This window comes from Saccharothrix hoggarensis (genome assembly GCF_052936025.1).
Genome location: NZ_CP193624.1, coordinates 4332153 through 4344660, shown reverse-complemented (window position 1 = coordinate 4344660; position 12508 = coordinate 4332153). Strand labels below are relative to the sequence as shown.

Sequence of the window (12508 nt, the reverse complement as noted above, 5' to 3'; positions counted from 1 at the left end):
TGACCGCCACCTGGCGACCCAGCACCACGTCCTCGGCGCGGTAGACCTCGGCCATCCCGCCGACGCCCACCGACTCCAGCAACCGGTAGCGACCCGCCAGCAGGCTGCCGTTCACCGTCAGTGACACCGCCACACCCTTCACCGCCCGACCCGATGCCTGCGGGTGCCCTGACGCGGAGACGCGAAACCGGTTCGGGAAGGCACGTGTCGTGGTCGTGACAGGCGGGGGCCGCCCGCACGGCAGGGGTTCGGCGACGAACCGCCCGGTTGAAATGCATCGGTGAGCGATGGTGTCGGGTCGCCGGGGTCGGCCTTGGAGGACCACCTCGCCGTGACCGACCCGACCGAGGTCCGCTCCGCGGTCCGCCGCGCTGTGGCGAGGCTGCGCGGGCAGCTGGCGGCCATCAGGGACGAACTGCCCCCGAAGTCGACGGGCTCGGTCCGACCGCCGGGTGAGCAGGAGTCCATCGGCGGAACGAGCCGAGGTCCCGGCGCGCCGACGCCGACCGCTCCGGATCGTGACGGCTGACGTCATCACACCGCTGTGTCGGCACCTCTTGATAACGTCCGCGCGCTCGCGCGTGCGGGTTCCGCAGCGGAAGGGGTGTGGCGTGCCGGTGGAACCGGCTAGGAGTCATCGTGCCGTGGTGCGTCATCGCGTGAACTTCTGGGCGCGTACCTCGCCGGGTGAGGCCTCGTTCGAGTACCGGGGTGCCGTGCCGTGGGAGGTCCGGCGTCCCGCGAACGGAGAACCGGCCGTGCCGCACCGGCTTCGGTGCGTCGTGTGCGCGCGTGAGTTGACGTTCACCGTGCACAGCGTCGCGGCGACGGAACGCAGGCGCGCGCGGTGGCGGTGGGGCGTGTGGGCGGGCGGTGTGCTCGTGGTGCTCGGGCTGGTGGGTCTGGTCTCGGGGAGTCCCGGCCTGGCGGTGGCGGGCGGTGCGGCGGCGGTCGCCGGGGTGCTGGCCGGCGTGTTCGCCAGGGCCGGTGGTCTCGGGGATGCCGGGGTGACCGGTCACGGGAACGGCCTGCCCGGAGTGCTGCCCCAACACGCGGTCGTCCTGGACCCGCCTCATCCGTGACCCCGGTGCGCTCCTGCCCCGATCCGGTCGGTGGAGCTCACGACGTGGTCGAACCAGCAGCCCGTGGGTCGCGGAGGCGTCGGGACCGCGGTTCGTCCACCTAGTCCGTTCGGCTGTGAATTGATGGACTGAAAGGGCTAGTGCGAGGGTACTTCGGGGGCGACACCGAGAACTCGGGAGTTCCGATGACCACCGTGCTCGTCGCCGACGATGACGCCGATGTCCGGGACGTCGTGGTGTTCAAGCTCCAGCAGTCGGGCTACGACGTGCTCGTCGCCGAGGACGGTGCCACCGCCCTGGCCCTGGCCCGCGACGCGATGCCGGACATCGCCGTGCTGGACGTGATGATGCCCCGGATGACCGGGTTGGACGTCTGCCGGGAGTTGCGCGCGGCGGAGGCCACCGCCGCCATACCGGTGATCCTGTTGACCGCCCGCGCCCAGGAGGGCGACGTCGAGGGCGGGTTCGCCTGGGGCGCGGACGACTACCTCACCAAACCGTTCAGCCCCCGCGAGCTGGCCAGTCGGGTTCGCGCCGTCCTGGCCCGCAGTCGGCGATGACGTCGCCCGTGTCCCCGTCGGTCGACCGCGAGGTGCTGGTCGTCGCGGTGGTGTGCCTCGCCGTCGCCCTCGTCGTCCTCGCGCTGGCAGTGCTCGCCGGTCGGTGGTGGCTCCGGGTCGCGGAGGCGCGCCGGGCGCGCCTGGTGGCGTCGGCTCGTCCGTGGCTGGTCCGGTTGGTCGCCGGAGACGGCACGGACCCCGTGGTCGTGGAACGGCTGGTCAACGTGGACGCGCGCACGTGGCGCGCGGTGGAGCCGGTGGCCGTCGCCATGCTGGGCAAGGTGCGCGGCGAGGCGCGCACGGCCGTGATCGGTCTGCTCGAACGGCGCGGTTCGGTGGAGCGGGCGATGCGCGGAGCGCACCGGCGCAGCGCCGTGGTGCGCGCCAGGTCGGCCCACCTGCTCGGCGCCGTGGGTGGACCGGGGGCGACGGCGCAGCTCATGCGGCTGTTGGACGACCGGGACCCGGAGGTGCGGGCGGTGGCCGTGCGCGCCCTCGGTCGGTTGGCCGACCCGACCGCGGCGGTGGCGCTCGTGCACGGTCTGCACCGCACGCCCCCGCTGCCGCAGCACCTGGTCATGTCCGCCCTGCGGCAGATCGGCCCGGAAGCGGTCCCACCGCTGCTCGACGCGGCGGGTCAGGCCGACGACCTCGTCCGCGCCCAGGTCGCCGAGGCCCTCGGCCTGATCGGCGCGGTGGCGTCGGCGCCCGTGCTCGTCGCGATGCTGCGCACCGACCGCTCCACGGAGGTGCGCCTGCGCGCGGCCCGTGCCCTCGGGCGCATCGGCGCTCCTCTCTCGGTCGAAGGCGTCATCGCCGCCACCTCCGCTCGCGAGCCGCTCCCGCTGCGGGTGACGGCGACCGAGGCATTGGGCGCGCTGGGGGCGCGGTGCGCCGTTCCCGTGCTGGCCGACCTGGTCGACGACCCCGCGCACTGGGTGGCCCACACGGCCGCCGCGGCGCTGGCCGCGATCCGACCCGACGGCGTCGCCGCGCTGGCGAGGCTGGCCAACCGGTCGGGCCCGGCCGCGCCCCACGCCCGGGAAGCCCTGGTGGCGGCAAGCGCCGGGAACCCGCTCGCCGCGGTGCCGCCGTGACCGCGTTGGACGTCGTCAGCACTGTCATCGTCCTGGCCAACTGGTTCGTGCTGGCCTACTTCCTGCTGCTCAACACGAGTTACCTCGGCCTGATCCTCCTCGCGGTGCGCGAGTTCCGGCGTCACCTCCGCCGCCGTCCCTACGCGGGTTTCGACGAGGCGTACACCAACCCGCTGACCCTCGGGGTGTCGGTGGTGATGCCGGCGCACAACGAGGAGGCGACGATCGTCGAGAGCGTCAGCGCCATGCTGGCCCTGCGGCACCCCCTCTTCGAGGTCGTGGTCGTCGACGACGGCTCCACCGACGGCACCTTCGAGGTGCTGCGGGCCCACTTCGGCCTCGTGGAGGTCCCGCGGGTGGTGCCGGACGACGTCCCCACCCGTGGCGCCATCACCTCGGTGCACGCCCCGCCCGGAGCGGTGCCGTTGGTCGTGGTCCGCAAGGAGAACGGCGGCAAGGCGTCGGCGAACAACACCGGCATCAACGTCGCCGTCCAACCGCTGGTCTGCATGGTCGACGCGGACTCGCTGCTCGACCCGGACGCCCTGCTCGCGGTGGCCAGGCCCTTCGGCGACGACCCCGAGCACGTGGTCGCCACCGGCGGCGTCGTGCGGGCGGTCAACGACAGCACCGTCACCGCCGGCCGCGTGACCGAGCTGCGCATGCCCCGGACCTGGCTGGCCCGCACCCAGGTCGTGGAGTACCTGCGGGCGTTCCTGCTGGGCCGCTCCGGCTGGTCGGCCCTCAACGCGCTCGTCGTCGTCTCCGGCGCCTTCGGCCTGTTCCGGCGCGACGTCCTCGTGGAGGTCGGCGGACTGGACGTGGACACGATCGGGGAGGACGCCGAGCTCGTCGTCCGCCTGCACCGCCGGCTGCGGGCCGACCGCCGGCGCGCCAGGGTGGTGTTCGTGCCCGAGCCGGTGGCCTGGACGGAGGTGCCGGAGTCGCTGCGGGTGCTCGGCCGTCAACGGCGCCGGTGGTCCCGAGGCCTCGCCGAGGTCCTCTGGAAGCACCGGAGGATGATCGGGAACCCGGCCTACGGCGCGGTCGGCACGCTGGCGCTGCCGTTCTACGCGCTGTTCGAGCTGCTGGCGCCGGTCGTCGAGCTGTTCGGGCTCGTCGCCCTCGCCGCGGGTCTGCTGCTCGGAGCCGTCGACTGGACCTTCGCCGTGCTGTTCTTCCTGGTGGCGCTCGGCTACGGCATCGCGCTCTCCCTCGTCGCGCTCGTCGTGGAGGAGTACTCGTTCCACCGGTACCGCGGCTGGCGGGACCTGGCGGTCGCCCTCGTGGTCGCGGTCGTCGAGAACGTCGGCTACCGGCAGCTGACGGCGGTGTGGCGGCTGCGCGGCCTGGCGGACGCCGTGCGGGGTGGGAAGGCCGAGTGGGGCCGGATGACGCGGGTGGGGTTCACCGGCGCCGAGCCCGCAGGCGGTCCCGTGCCCGGCTCCGGACCGGTGGCACACCCGGGAAAGGCGGAGCCCGATGCCCGTTGACCAGCGCGACCGCGACTCGGTGCTCGCCGAGTACGGCATCGAGAACCTGGGGCGCCAACCCGACCTGGAAGCCCTCGCGGAACTGGCCGCGCAGGTCTGCGGCGTGCCCCACGGCGCGGTCAACCTGATCAGCGAGCACTTCCAGCACCAGGTGGCGGCGGTCGGGATCTCCCCCTCGGTCTGCTCGCGGGAGGACTCGATGTGCGCCGTCTCGATCGTTACCTCGGAGCCGGTCGAGGTGCGCGACGCCCGCGAGGACCCCCGCTTCGCCGCCAACCCCTTCGTCACCGGCCGCATCGCGTCGGTCCGGTTCTACGCCGCGAGCCGGCTGCGGGCTCCCTCCGGGGCCGTCCTCGGCACCCTGTGCGTGTTCGACGACGTGCCCCGCCGCCTGGACCGGCGACAGCGGCACAGCCTCGACCTGCTGGCACACCAAGCCGTCGACGTGCTGGAACTGCGGCGGTCCAGCCGGACGCTGGCCCGCACCGTCGAGGAGCTGACCGCGGCTCGCGCCGAACTGCTGCGCTCCAACAGCGAACTCGCCGACTTCGCCGGGCGGGTCAGCCACGACCTGCGCAACCCGCTCGCCGGCATCGTCGGCTTCCTCGAGCTGCTCTCCGACCACCCCGCCGTCCTGGGCGCCCCGACCGCCGACGACTGGTCGAGCGCGGTCGGGCCGCCGCGAACCGCATGCACGCCCTGGTCGACGAACTGCTGGACTACGCGAAGCTCGGCGGGCAGCTGAAGTGGCGGTCCGTGGACCTGGGCGAGCTCCTCGCCGACCTCATCGCCGACCGCGCCACCGGCACGGGAACCGAGGCGGTGGACCTGCGCCTCGAACCGCTGCCGAAGGTCCGCGGCGACGAGACGCACCTGCGGGCGCTGCTGCAGAACATCGTCGTCAACGCCATCCGCTTCGCACGTCCCGACCGGCGGCTCACCGTGCGCATCCGGGCGGAGCCCTGCGGGGAGGTCGTGCGCGTCGAGATCGCCGACAACGGCAGGGGCATCCCGCCCGCGCGCCGCGAGGAGGCGTTCGCGCTGCTGAGCCAGGTGCACCAGCACGGCACAGTCGAAGGCGGCGCGGGCATCGGACTGGCCACCTGCCGACGCATCGTCACCGCCCACGGCGGCACGATCGGATTGACCGACGGCATCGACGGCGGCCTCACCGTCTGGTTCACCCTCCCCACCGCCTGAACGACCCCGACCGAGCGGGACGTCGGCGCTCGCCGGGAACCTCCGGTTGGCGGAGCGTCGGCTAGGGACTGTGGCCGTGCGCGGTCGTTTCCGCCCGCCGGTGCGCCAGGGCGCACATCTGCGCCTCGGTGCCCCTGGCGTGCTCGGCCACCTCGTCGTCCGACCACAGCACCAGTGCGGTCATGCCCGCCGTGGTCGGGGTCAAGCCGATGGTCCACCGGCGGCCGCCGGCGATCACGACGCGTTCGGCGGTGACCCACTGCCCGTGACGTGTCCACGTCACCCTCCACTCCGGCGACGACGCGGCCAGCTCGCCGACCGAGCGCGGCACGCCGTTCGGGTTCGGCCGTGCCGCCTGGTTGATCGCCCCGGGCGCTGACGGTCGGGTGACCGGTTCGCGCGCGGGTGGCTCGGGTGTGGAGGGTGCGGTGCTCAGGGTGCGGCCTGCAGTCGTCGGTGCGCCGACCGGGCGGCGAGGATCGGCAGGAAGTTGTGGATCTTGGCTTGTCCGGCGAGCCGCTGGTAGGCGTCGGTGACGGCCTCGCGGGCGACCTGGTAGCCGATCCGGCCCGCCAACCTGCGGGTCACTTCCTCGGCGGCCTGGTCCAGCTGGACCTCGATCGGGGCGTGCAGCCGGCGGGGGTCACGCACCTGGTGTCCCTCGAGCTTGTCCACCATCAGAGCCCTCCAACCACGGTGCGGAGCGAACCGGGTGAGCCGGTGATCTCCGCGATCGGCATGTCGTGGAACGACCGCCGGGATCGACCGTAAGTGTGAACGGTCGGCAAATCCAGTCTGGACATCCAGTGAACTGTTGTTCAGCATGCGCGGCACGCCGATGGATTCCGTCGCACGGTTGCGCATCGTTTCACGGGGAGTGCGCGAAGGGTCTGGTCCCGGGGTGGCGGAAGACTCCGTCGCGGTGGTGCGGTGGTGCGGTGGTGCGGTGGTGCGGTGGTGCGGTGGGCCGGCCGGAGCCCTGGGCTGATCAAGCGGAGGTCCAGGGCTCCGGCCGATCCGGGGGAATCCTCGCTTCCTAGCGGCGGTGGTTCCGGTCGGTGGCGCCTTCGGTGTCGATGTGCTCCTTGCGGACCTGGCCGGAGACGGTCTCGGTGTCGGTGACCTGTTCCTTGGCCAGTCGCACCCGCTCCACCGGCACCGCTTCGCGGTCCACCACCGGGCGCTCCTCGTGCAGGGTCACCTCGTGTTCGGCCTCGGAGATCGCCGGGCCGGTCATCGCCTCACGGCGGTTGGTCTCGGTGATCGGCTCCCGTTCGACGCGCAGCTCTTCGCGCCGCACCGGCACGTCGACCTGCTCGGTGTCGGTGACCACGTACTTGCGAAGCCGCGCCCGTCCGGCCTCGCGGTCCTGCGTGCCGACCCGCAGGTGCTCCTCGGAGCGCGTCATCGCGTCGTCGGCGCGGTGATCGGTGCGGTCGCGGGTGGTCGTGCCGTGCGCGCTGCCGAGGTTGCCGTAATGGCGGTAGAGGCGCTGCACCTCGGTGGCGTCGAGACCACCGTCGGGATCGACGTTGGGCGCGTCCTTGACCTGCTCCTTGGTGTACGGGGTGCGCAGGTCGCCGCCGGGGCCTTCGGTGAGGCCCTGCACCGGCAGGAACGACTGACGCAGGCCGAACAGGCCGGTGTTCACCGAGAGCCAGTCGGGCCGGGTGTCGTCAGTGGTCCACACCTGTTCCACGGTGCCGATCTTGTCTCCGTGCTGGTCGCGGACCTCGCGGCCGTTCCAGTGGGTGATGCGCTCCATGATCGAAGTCATGTCGTGGTCCGTCTTTCCTTCCCCCGCGCCGTCCACGAGTGCGGACGGTTTGAGTGCGGGTCGAGTGCAGTCGGTCTTCTTGCGTTACCCGTGCGGCGCATGGGTGGTCTCAGAGGGTGCGGCCCGGAGCCCCGGTCGTCGGCAGTGGGCCCGTCATGCGGCCGGAGGCCGGCAGGTGCTGGGTCGGGCCGTCGACCGGCACCTGCCGGGTGGGGGCGTTCGCGGCGCGCGCGGCGTCGTCACGGCCACGCTGGTAGGCCGCGGCGCGGGCGCGAGCCTGGGGGATCTCCTGCTCGGCCCTGTTCAGCCACCGCTCCCAGCGCTGCCGCATGGGCCGGACCAGGCCACCGCCGACACCGATCACGGCGATGCCGCCGATCGTGGCCAGGACGGTGATCAGGACCGGGGTGGTGACCGCGGTGGCGACGCCGATCTGGTTCAGCGCGGCGATGACGCCCAGGCCGATGATGAAGATCGAGGCGATGGTGGCCACGACGCGGCCGTAGGACAGGCCGCCGAGCGCGTTGCCGATGATCTCCTTGACGGCCTTGGCGATGGCCGCCGCGACCACGACGATGATGATCGCCACGGCGGCGCGGGGCAGCCAGGCGACGATGTCGGTCAGCAGCGCGGAAACCGGGTTGGGGCCCCACACGCCGAACGCGAGCTGCAGCGTGATCAGCAGCACGGCGTAGTAGACGAGCTTGGCGATGACGTCGGAGGCGTCGTACTTCGAGTGCTCCAGCGCGCGCTTGACGCCGCCGCGTTCCACGACGCGGTCGAAACCGACGCGTTCGAGGACCTTGTCCACGACCTTGGCCAGGAACTTGGCGACGAAGAAGCCGATCAGCAGGATCAACAGGAAACCCACGAGCTTGGGCACGAAGGTGATCACCGCGCGCCAGGCGTCGGACACGCCTTGCCCGAAGTCGACTGCTGCCAACGTTGATGTCGCCATGTCCTGTTCGGTCCTTCCTCGTCGGAATGCTCCAGCTGCTCCTGTGCCGTCGCGCTGGAGGGCGCGGTCGGGCCGTCACGTTTCGGCTACCCAGCTCGGCAGGCGTGACCACATTGGAGCACCATCTCACTCAGATGGAGCAACTTCGGAGTCGGTGCAGCACGCGATCTTCACTCGCTGTGGGTCAGCTGTCGCCGAGTGCTGATGGTTGTGCGACCCGATCGAGCGCGGACGCGGTCGGTCACCGGACCACTCGGAACCCGCGTGCGGACGGCACGAGCGCGGCGAGGGCAGGGGCGGCGAAGCAGACGGCGGCGCAGGCGGCCAGCACCGGCCCCGGTCCGAAGTGGTCGATGGCCGGTGCGATCAGCGCCAGGCCGACCGGGGCGAGGCCGTAGGACAACAGGAAGTCCAAGGAGGACACACGGGCCAGCGCGCGGGGGTCGACCTCCCTCTGGGTGGCCGTGAACCACGGCACGTTGAACAGTTCGATGCCCAGACCGGCCACGACGTAGGCGGCCACGATCACCGCGGCGGGGACGGGCAGCAGCAGGCTCAGCGGGGCGAAGCCGTAGCAGGCCAAGCCGGCGAGCGCCGCCCAGCCCTGGGCTCGGGGCTTCCACCGGGCCACGACGAGTGCGCCCACCAGCGCGCCGACGGTGTAGGCGGTCAGGGCGGCGGCGAGCACGGCCTCCGTGCCGTAGCGGTCCCGGCTGACCAGGGGCAGCACCACGCCGGTGGCGGAGTAACCGGTGGCGATGACGGCGGTGAGCGCGCCCAGGCCGGCCAGGAACCACGGGTGCCTGCGGGCCTCGCGGATGCCGTCGAGGAAGTCGGCCGAGAAGCGGGTCCCGGCGGTCGGCCCCGTCGGGGCCTGGCGAGCCCCGGACGGTGGGACGAGTGCGGCGGCCAGCCACAGCACGCCGGTGGCGACCACCAGGGCGGGGGTGTCGACCGCCACGGCCAGCAGCGCGGTGAGACCGGGGGCGACCAGCGTGGTGACCCGCACGGAGATGGTGAGCGCGGCGTTGGCCGGCTGCCGCTGCTCGTCGGCGACGACCTCCGCGGTCAGCGCCTGGAACGCGGGGCGGCAGGCGCCCTGCCCGGCGCCCACGACCGCGGCGGCCGCCGCCATGAGCAGGACCGAACGCCCCAGGCCCAACGCGATCACGGGGGAGGCGACCGCGGAAACCAGGCCCGCCCACAACACGACCCGGCGCCGGGAGTGCCGGTCGGCCAGCACCCCGGCCACGGGCACGGCGACGAGGAACCCGGCCGTGCGGGCGGCCAGCACGACGCCCAGCTCGACGGCGGTGATCGACCGCTCCAGCGCCGCGAGGCCGAGGATGAACGGCAGCGCCCAGGTGGCGAGGCCGGAGGCGGTGGCGCCGGTCCAGAGCCGGAGGAAGGACCAGCTCCGGAGCACCGACCGCTTGTCGGCCGATGCGACGTCGTGCACCACGCGGACTCCTTCGGAGAAGTGACTCGACCTGATGATGATGGAGTCCTTCGCGCTGCTGGTGCTACTGCTGCGCCGCACCGGCTTCGGCTGGGAGCGCATCGTGCCGAGCGGCGTCGTCGACGGCGGGGGGTGACGTGGCCGCCGGGATCGCCAGCCGACCGGCGACCCGTCACCGCCCGGTGGTCACAGGGAAGTGCGGAACGGCCCGGTGACCTCGTAGGTGATGCCGCCGCTGCTGGAACCGCTGGTGCCGCGCTGCGAGGAGAAGTACAGGCGGTTGCCCGCGGGGTTGAAGGCGACGCCGCAGAGCTCGGAGGAGCTCTGGTTGGTGACGCGAAGGAACGGTGCGACGACGTCGTCGGGCGTGATGACGCAGATCTCCATGTTGCCGCCGTCCTCGGCGACGTACAGGTCGCCGACGGCTGCGCCGGTGAGGTTGTCCACGCCGGTCAGCGGCGGGTTGGCGGTGAGGTTGTCGTCGTAGGCGATGGCGATGGTGTTGTTCACCGCGTTGTAGGCCCAGACGCGGTTGTCGCCCTTGGTGGTGAAGAAGCACGTCCCGTTGCGGTAGTAGGCGCCCTCGCCGCCGTTGAACACCTTCGCGCCGGAGACCTGCCTGCGGGTGCGGGTCGGGCTGCCGTCGGGGTCTGGGACGTTCGCCCAGGAGAGCACGCCGCCGACCTCCTTGAGCACCTGCAGCGTGCCGGACGAGAGGTCGCCCCAGGTGGTGGGCACGAAGCGGTAGAAGCAGCCGTCGGTCTCGTCCTCGGTCAGGTAGACGACCTTGCGGTCGGGATCGCAGGCGGCGGCCTCGTGCTTGAACCGGCCCATCGCGGCGCGGCGGACGGCTGACCTGGCGCCGAACGGGTCGGTCTCGTAGACGTAGCCGAGGTCGACCTCCTCGCAGGACAACCAGGTGTTCCAGGGGGTGTCGCCGCCGGCGCAGTTGCGGTTGGTGCCGCTCAGGACGCTGTACGCGCCGGTGACGCCGCCGCTGGAGTTGAACCGGATCGCGCTCGCGCCGCCCGCGCCGCTGCCCATCTCCGCGTTGGACACGTAGATCCAGCCGGTGCCGTCGGCGAAGCACGCGCCGCCGTCGGGGGCGCTGTGCCAGGTGAAGTTCGTGCCCGGCACGGTCTGGGTGGAGCGGGCGATCACCCGGCTGGTGAAGCCGGACGGCAACTGGATGCCGTTGGCGTCGGCGGTCTGGAGGCTGCCGTAGGGGCTGGGTCCGGTCTTCGCCGGGTAGGCCACGGCCTCGCTCCAGAGCGTGAAGCCGAAGGCCATCGAACCGCCGCCGGCGACGGCGGCGCGCAGGAAGGTACGACGTTCCACGACTGCTCCCTCCCGTCGAGCGAGGTGGGCCGCGCTCCGGTGGCGCGACCGGCGTTGATCGGCTCGACGTGTCGGGACAGGGAAGCGCGCGGACGTGAACTTCGATCCGGGCCGTTGGTGAACCACTCCGCAACAGATGTCGAACCGTGGTTGCCGAAGCAACGTGAAATTCCTTCGATGGCAGGAATTTTCCACAGTTGGCCTCTATCGGCGACTTATCAATCCACTGTGGACAAAGGTGTGCGAGGCGGCCTCCACGCCTGGCTGGCATGGGGCGCCGATTGCGTCGGGTGAGAAACCGAAGCTACGCCGTTGCCTTCTCCGCAGTCGAGCAGGACGGGGAGGTAAGCACCGTCCACAGTGGAGTCGGCATTGTCGAGGCTCGTGTTGGCGACGGTCGCTGGACCGACTCGCGGGCACCCGCCGCGCCGGCGACGTCGAGCCCGACCGGGTTCGGCAGGACGTGCCCTCGCCTCCGGGCGGGAGACGAGGGCACGTCCCGAGGCAGCGCGGTGATTGTCGGAGCACCCACTGCCGGTTCGGAGGGCCTACTTCGACGGGGCGATGAGGCCGTTGTCGCCCGTGCGGGCGGCGTCGAAGCGGCGGGTCACGTCGGTCCAGTTGACCAGCGACCAGAGCTTCTGGACGTAATCCGGGCGGACGTTGCGGTACTGCAGGTAGTAGGCGTGCTCCCAGGCGTCGAACACCAGGACCGGGGTGGTGTTCATGCCGACGTTGCCGTGGTGGTCGTAGACCTGCTCCACGACCAGTCGCTGCGACAAGGGCTCCCACGCCAGCACACCCCACCCCGACCCCTGCACCAGCGTGGTCGCGGCCGAGAGCTGCTTGGCGAACGCGTCGAACGAGCCGAAGTGCTCGTCGATCGCCGCCGCCAGCTCGCCCTCGGGGCGGTCGCCGCCGTCGGGGCTCAGGTTGTCCCAGAACATCGTGTGCAGCACGTGCCCGGAGAGGTTGAACGCGAAGGTCTTCTCCAGGCCGACCAGACCGGTGAAGTCCTCCTTCTCCCGGGTTTCGGCCAGCCGCTCCAAAGTGTCGTTCGCGCCCTTGACGTAGGCGGCGTGGTGCTTGCTGTGGTGCAGCTCGAGGATCTCGCCGGTGATCGCGGGCTCCAGGGCCGCGTAGTCGTAGGGCAGATCCGGCAGCACGTACTGGCTCATCAGGTCTCCGTCGGACTTCGTAGCGCGTGTTATTGCCAGACTGTAGCAATTGCCGACAACTTGCAACTGGCAAGGTCGATCTTGAGCAGCGCACCCGACGGGGAGCACTCAGCCGACACGCCGGTGGTCGGAGAGACGACCACGAGCGCGAAGGCCCCATTAGGCGCGAGGAGGGGCGGGCAGGCCGAGTCCGGCCGGCGGGATCGCGGGGGCGATGTGGCCGAACGGCCAGACCGGGTTGCCGCGGAGGGTGGTCAGGGTGCGGTCGGCGCGTGTGACGGCGTCGGTCGGTTCGATCGCGTCGCGCACCGCGATGCCGGCGCTCCCGGTGTTGTCCAGCGCGACCCGCACCGCGGGCTCGATCGG

Annotated in this window: 15 protein-coding genes; 7 read left to right on the top strand and 8 right to left on the bottom strand. The window is 71.9% G+C overall.

All coding sequences use genetic code 11. The annotated features are described in order from the left end of the window. Positions 1 to 280 precede the first annotated feature (280 nt). The 7 genes from ACRAKH_RS19610 to ACRAKH_RS19580 all read left to right on the top strand — a co-directional run bounded on the left by ACRAKH_RS19610 (position 281) and on the right by ACRAKH_RS19580 (position 5432). On the top strand, positions 281 to 529 hold the full coding sequence (locus ACRAKH_RS19610) for a hypothetical protein (protein ID WP_380720337.1): 249 nt from the start codon (positions 281 to 283) through the stop codon (positions 527 to 529). A gap of 229 nt (positions 530 to 758) precedes the next feature. Continuing rightward, the gene (locus ACRAKH_RS19605; protein WP_447009159.1) at positions 759 to 1082 is read left to right on the top strand and encodes a hypothetical protein; all 324 of its coding nucleotides are present in this window, start codon (positions 759 to 761) and stop codon (positions 1080 to 1082) included. A 185-nt stretch (positions 1083 to 1267) separates the two neighbouring features. Continuing rightward, positions 1268 to 1642, top strand: coding sequence for a response regulator transcription factor (locus ACRAKH_RS19600; RefSeq protein ID WP_380720342.1), 375 nt, complete (start codon positions 1268 to 1270; stop codon positions 1640 to 1642). Beyond that, complete coding sequence (locus ACRAKH_RS19595; protein ID WP_447009158.1) at positions 1639 to 2739, top strand: HEAT repeat domain-containing protein; 1101 nt, start codon at positions 1639 to 1641, stop codon at positions 2737 to 2739. The genes ACRAKH_RS19600 and ACRAKH_RS19595 overlap by 4 nt, the downstream gene beginning before the upstream one ends. Continuing rightward, positions 2736 to 4232 carry a glycosyltransferase family 2 protein gene (locus ACRAKH_RS19590; protein ID WP_380724061.1) on the top strand — a complete coding sequence of 499 codons (1497 nt, stop codon included), beginning with the start codon at positions 2736 to 2738 and terminating at the stop codon, positions 4230 to 4232. Before ACRAKH_RS19595 ends, ACRAKH_RS19590 begins: the two co-directional genes overlap by 4 nt. Beyond that, entirely contained in the window at positions 4222 to 4977 is a 756-nt protein-coding gene (locus tag ACRAKH_RS19585; protein WP_380724062.1) for a histidine kinase dimerization/phospho-acceptor domain-containing protein, read from the top strand. The genes ACRAKH_RS19590 and ACRAKH_RS19585 overlap by 11 nt, the downstream gene beginning before the upstream one ends. Then, complete coding sequence (locus ACRAKH_RS19580) at positions 4923 to 5432, top strand: sensor histidine kinase (RefSeq protein WP_380724063.1); 510 nt, start codon at positions 4923 to 4925, stop codon at positions 5430 to 5432. Before ACRAKH_RS19585 ends, ACRAKH_RS19580 begins: the two co-directional genes overlap by 55 nt. Positions 5433 to 5493: 61 nt before the next feature. Here the strand turns inward: ACRAKH_RS19580 and ACRAKH_RS19575 are convergent, their stop codons facing one another. From ACRAKH_RS19575 to ACRAKH_RS19540, 8 genes are all read right to left on the bottom strand, one after another. Then, positions 5494 to 5763 (bottom strand): hypothetical protein, encoded by a 270-nt coding sequence (locus tag ACRAKH_RS19575; RefSeq protein WP_380724064.1) that lies wholly within the window; start codon positions 5761 to 5763, stop codon positions 5494 to 5496. 101 nt (positions 5764 to 5864) lie between these two features. Next, positions 5865 to 6110, bottom strand: coding sequence for a three-helix bundle dimerization domain-containing protein (locus tag ACRAKH_RS19570; RefSeq protein ID WP_380724065.1), 246 nt, complete (start codon positions 6108 to 6110; stop codon positions 5865 to 5867). 358 nt (positions 6111 to 6468) lie between these two features. Next, a complete protein-coding gene (locus tag ACRAKH_RS19565) occupies positions 6469 to 7209 on the bottom strand; it encodes a YsnF/AvaK domain-containing protein (RefSeq protein ID WP_380724066.1) in 741 nt (246 codons plus the stop codon). 109 nt (positions 7210 to 7318) lie between these two features. After that, a complete protein-coding gene (locus ACRAKH_RS19560; RefSeq protein ID WP_380724067.1) occupies positions 7319 to 8167 on the bottom strand; it encodes a mechanosensitive ion channel family protein in 849 nt (282 codons plus the stop codon). Positions 8168 to 8408: 241 nt separating this feature from the next. Beyond that, positions 8409 to 9593: an MFS transporter gene (locus ACRAKH_RS19555; protein ID WP_380724084.1), complete on the bottom strand. Its 1185-nt coding sequence runs from the start codon at positions 9591 to 9593 to the stop codon at positions 8409 to 8411. A gap of 219 nt (positions 9594 to 9812) precedes the next feature. Continuing rightward, positions 9813 to 10964: an alkaline phosphatase PhoX gene (locus ACRAKH_RS19550; protein ID WP_380724068.1), complete on the bottom strand. Its 1152-nt coding sequence runs from the start codon at positions 10962 to 10964 to the stop codon at positions 9813 to 9815. Between the two features lie 548 nt (positions 10965 to 11512). Further along, positions 11513 to 12142 (bottom strand): superoxide dismutase, encoded by a 630-nt coding sequence (locus ACRAKH_RS19545; protein WP_380724069.1) that lies wholly within the window; start codon positions 12140 to 12142, stop codon positions 11513 to 11515. 159 nt (positions 12143 to 12301) lie between these two features. Further along, positions 12302 to 12493 (bottom strand): hypothetical protein, encoded by a 192-nt coding sequence (locus ACRAKH_RS19540; RefSeq protein WP_380724070.1) that lies wholly within the window; start codon positions 12491 to 12493, stop codon positions 12302 to 12304. Positions 12494 to 12508: the final 15 nt, after the last annotated feature.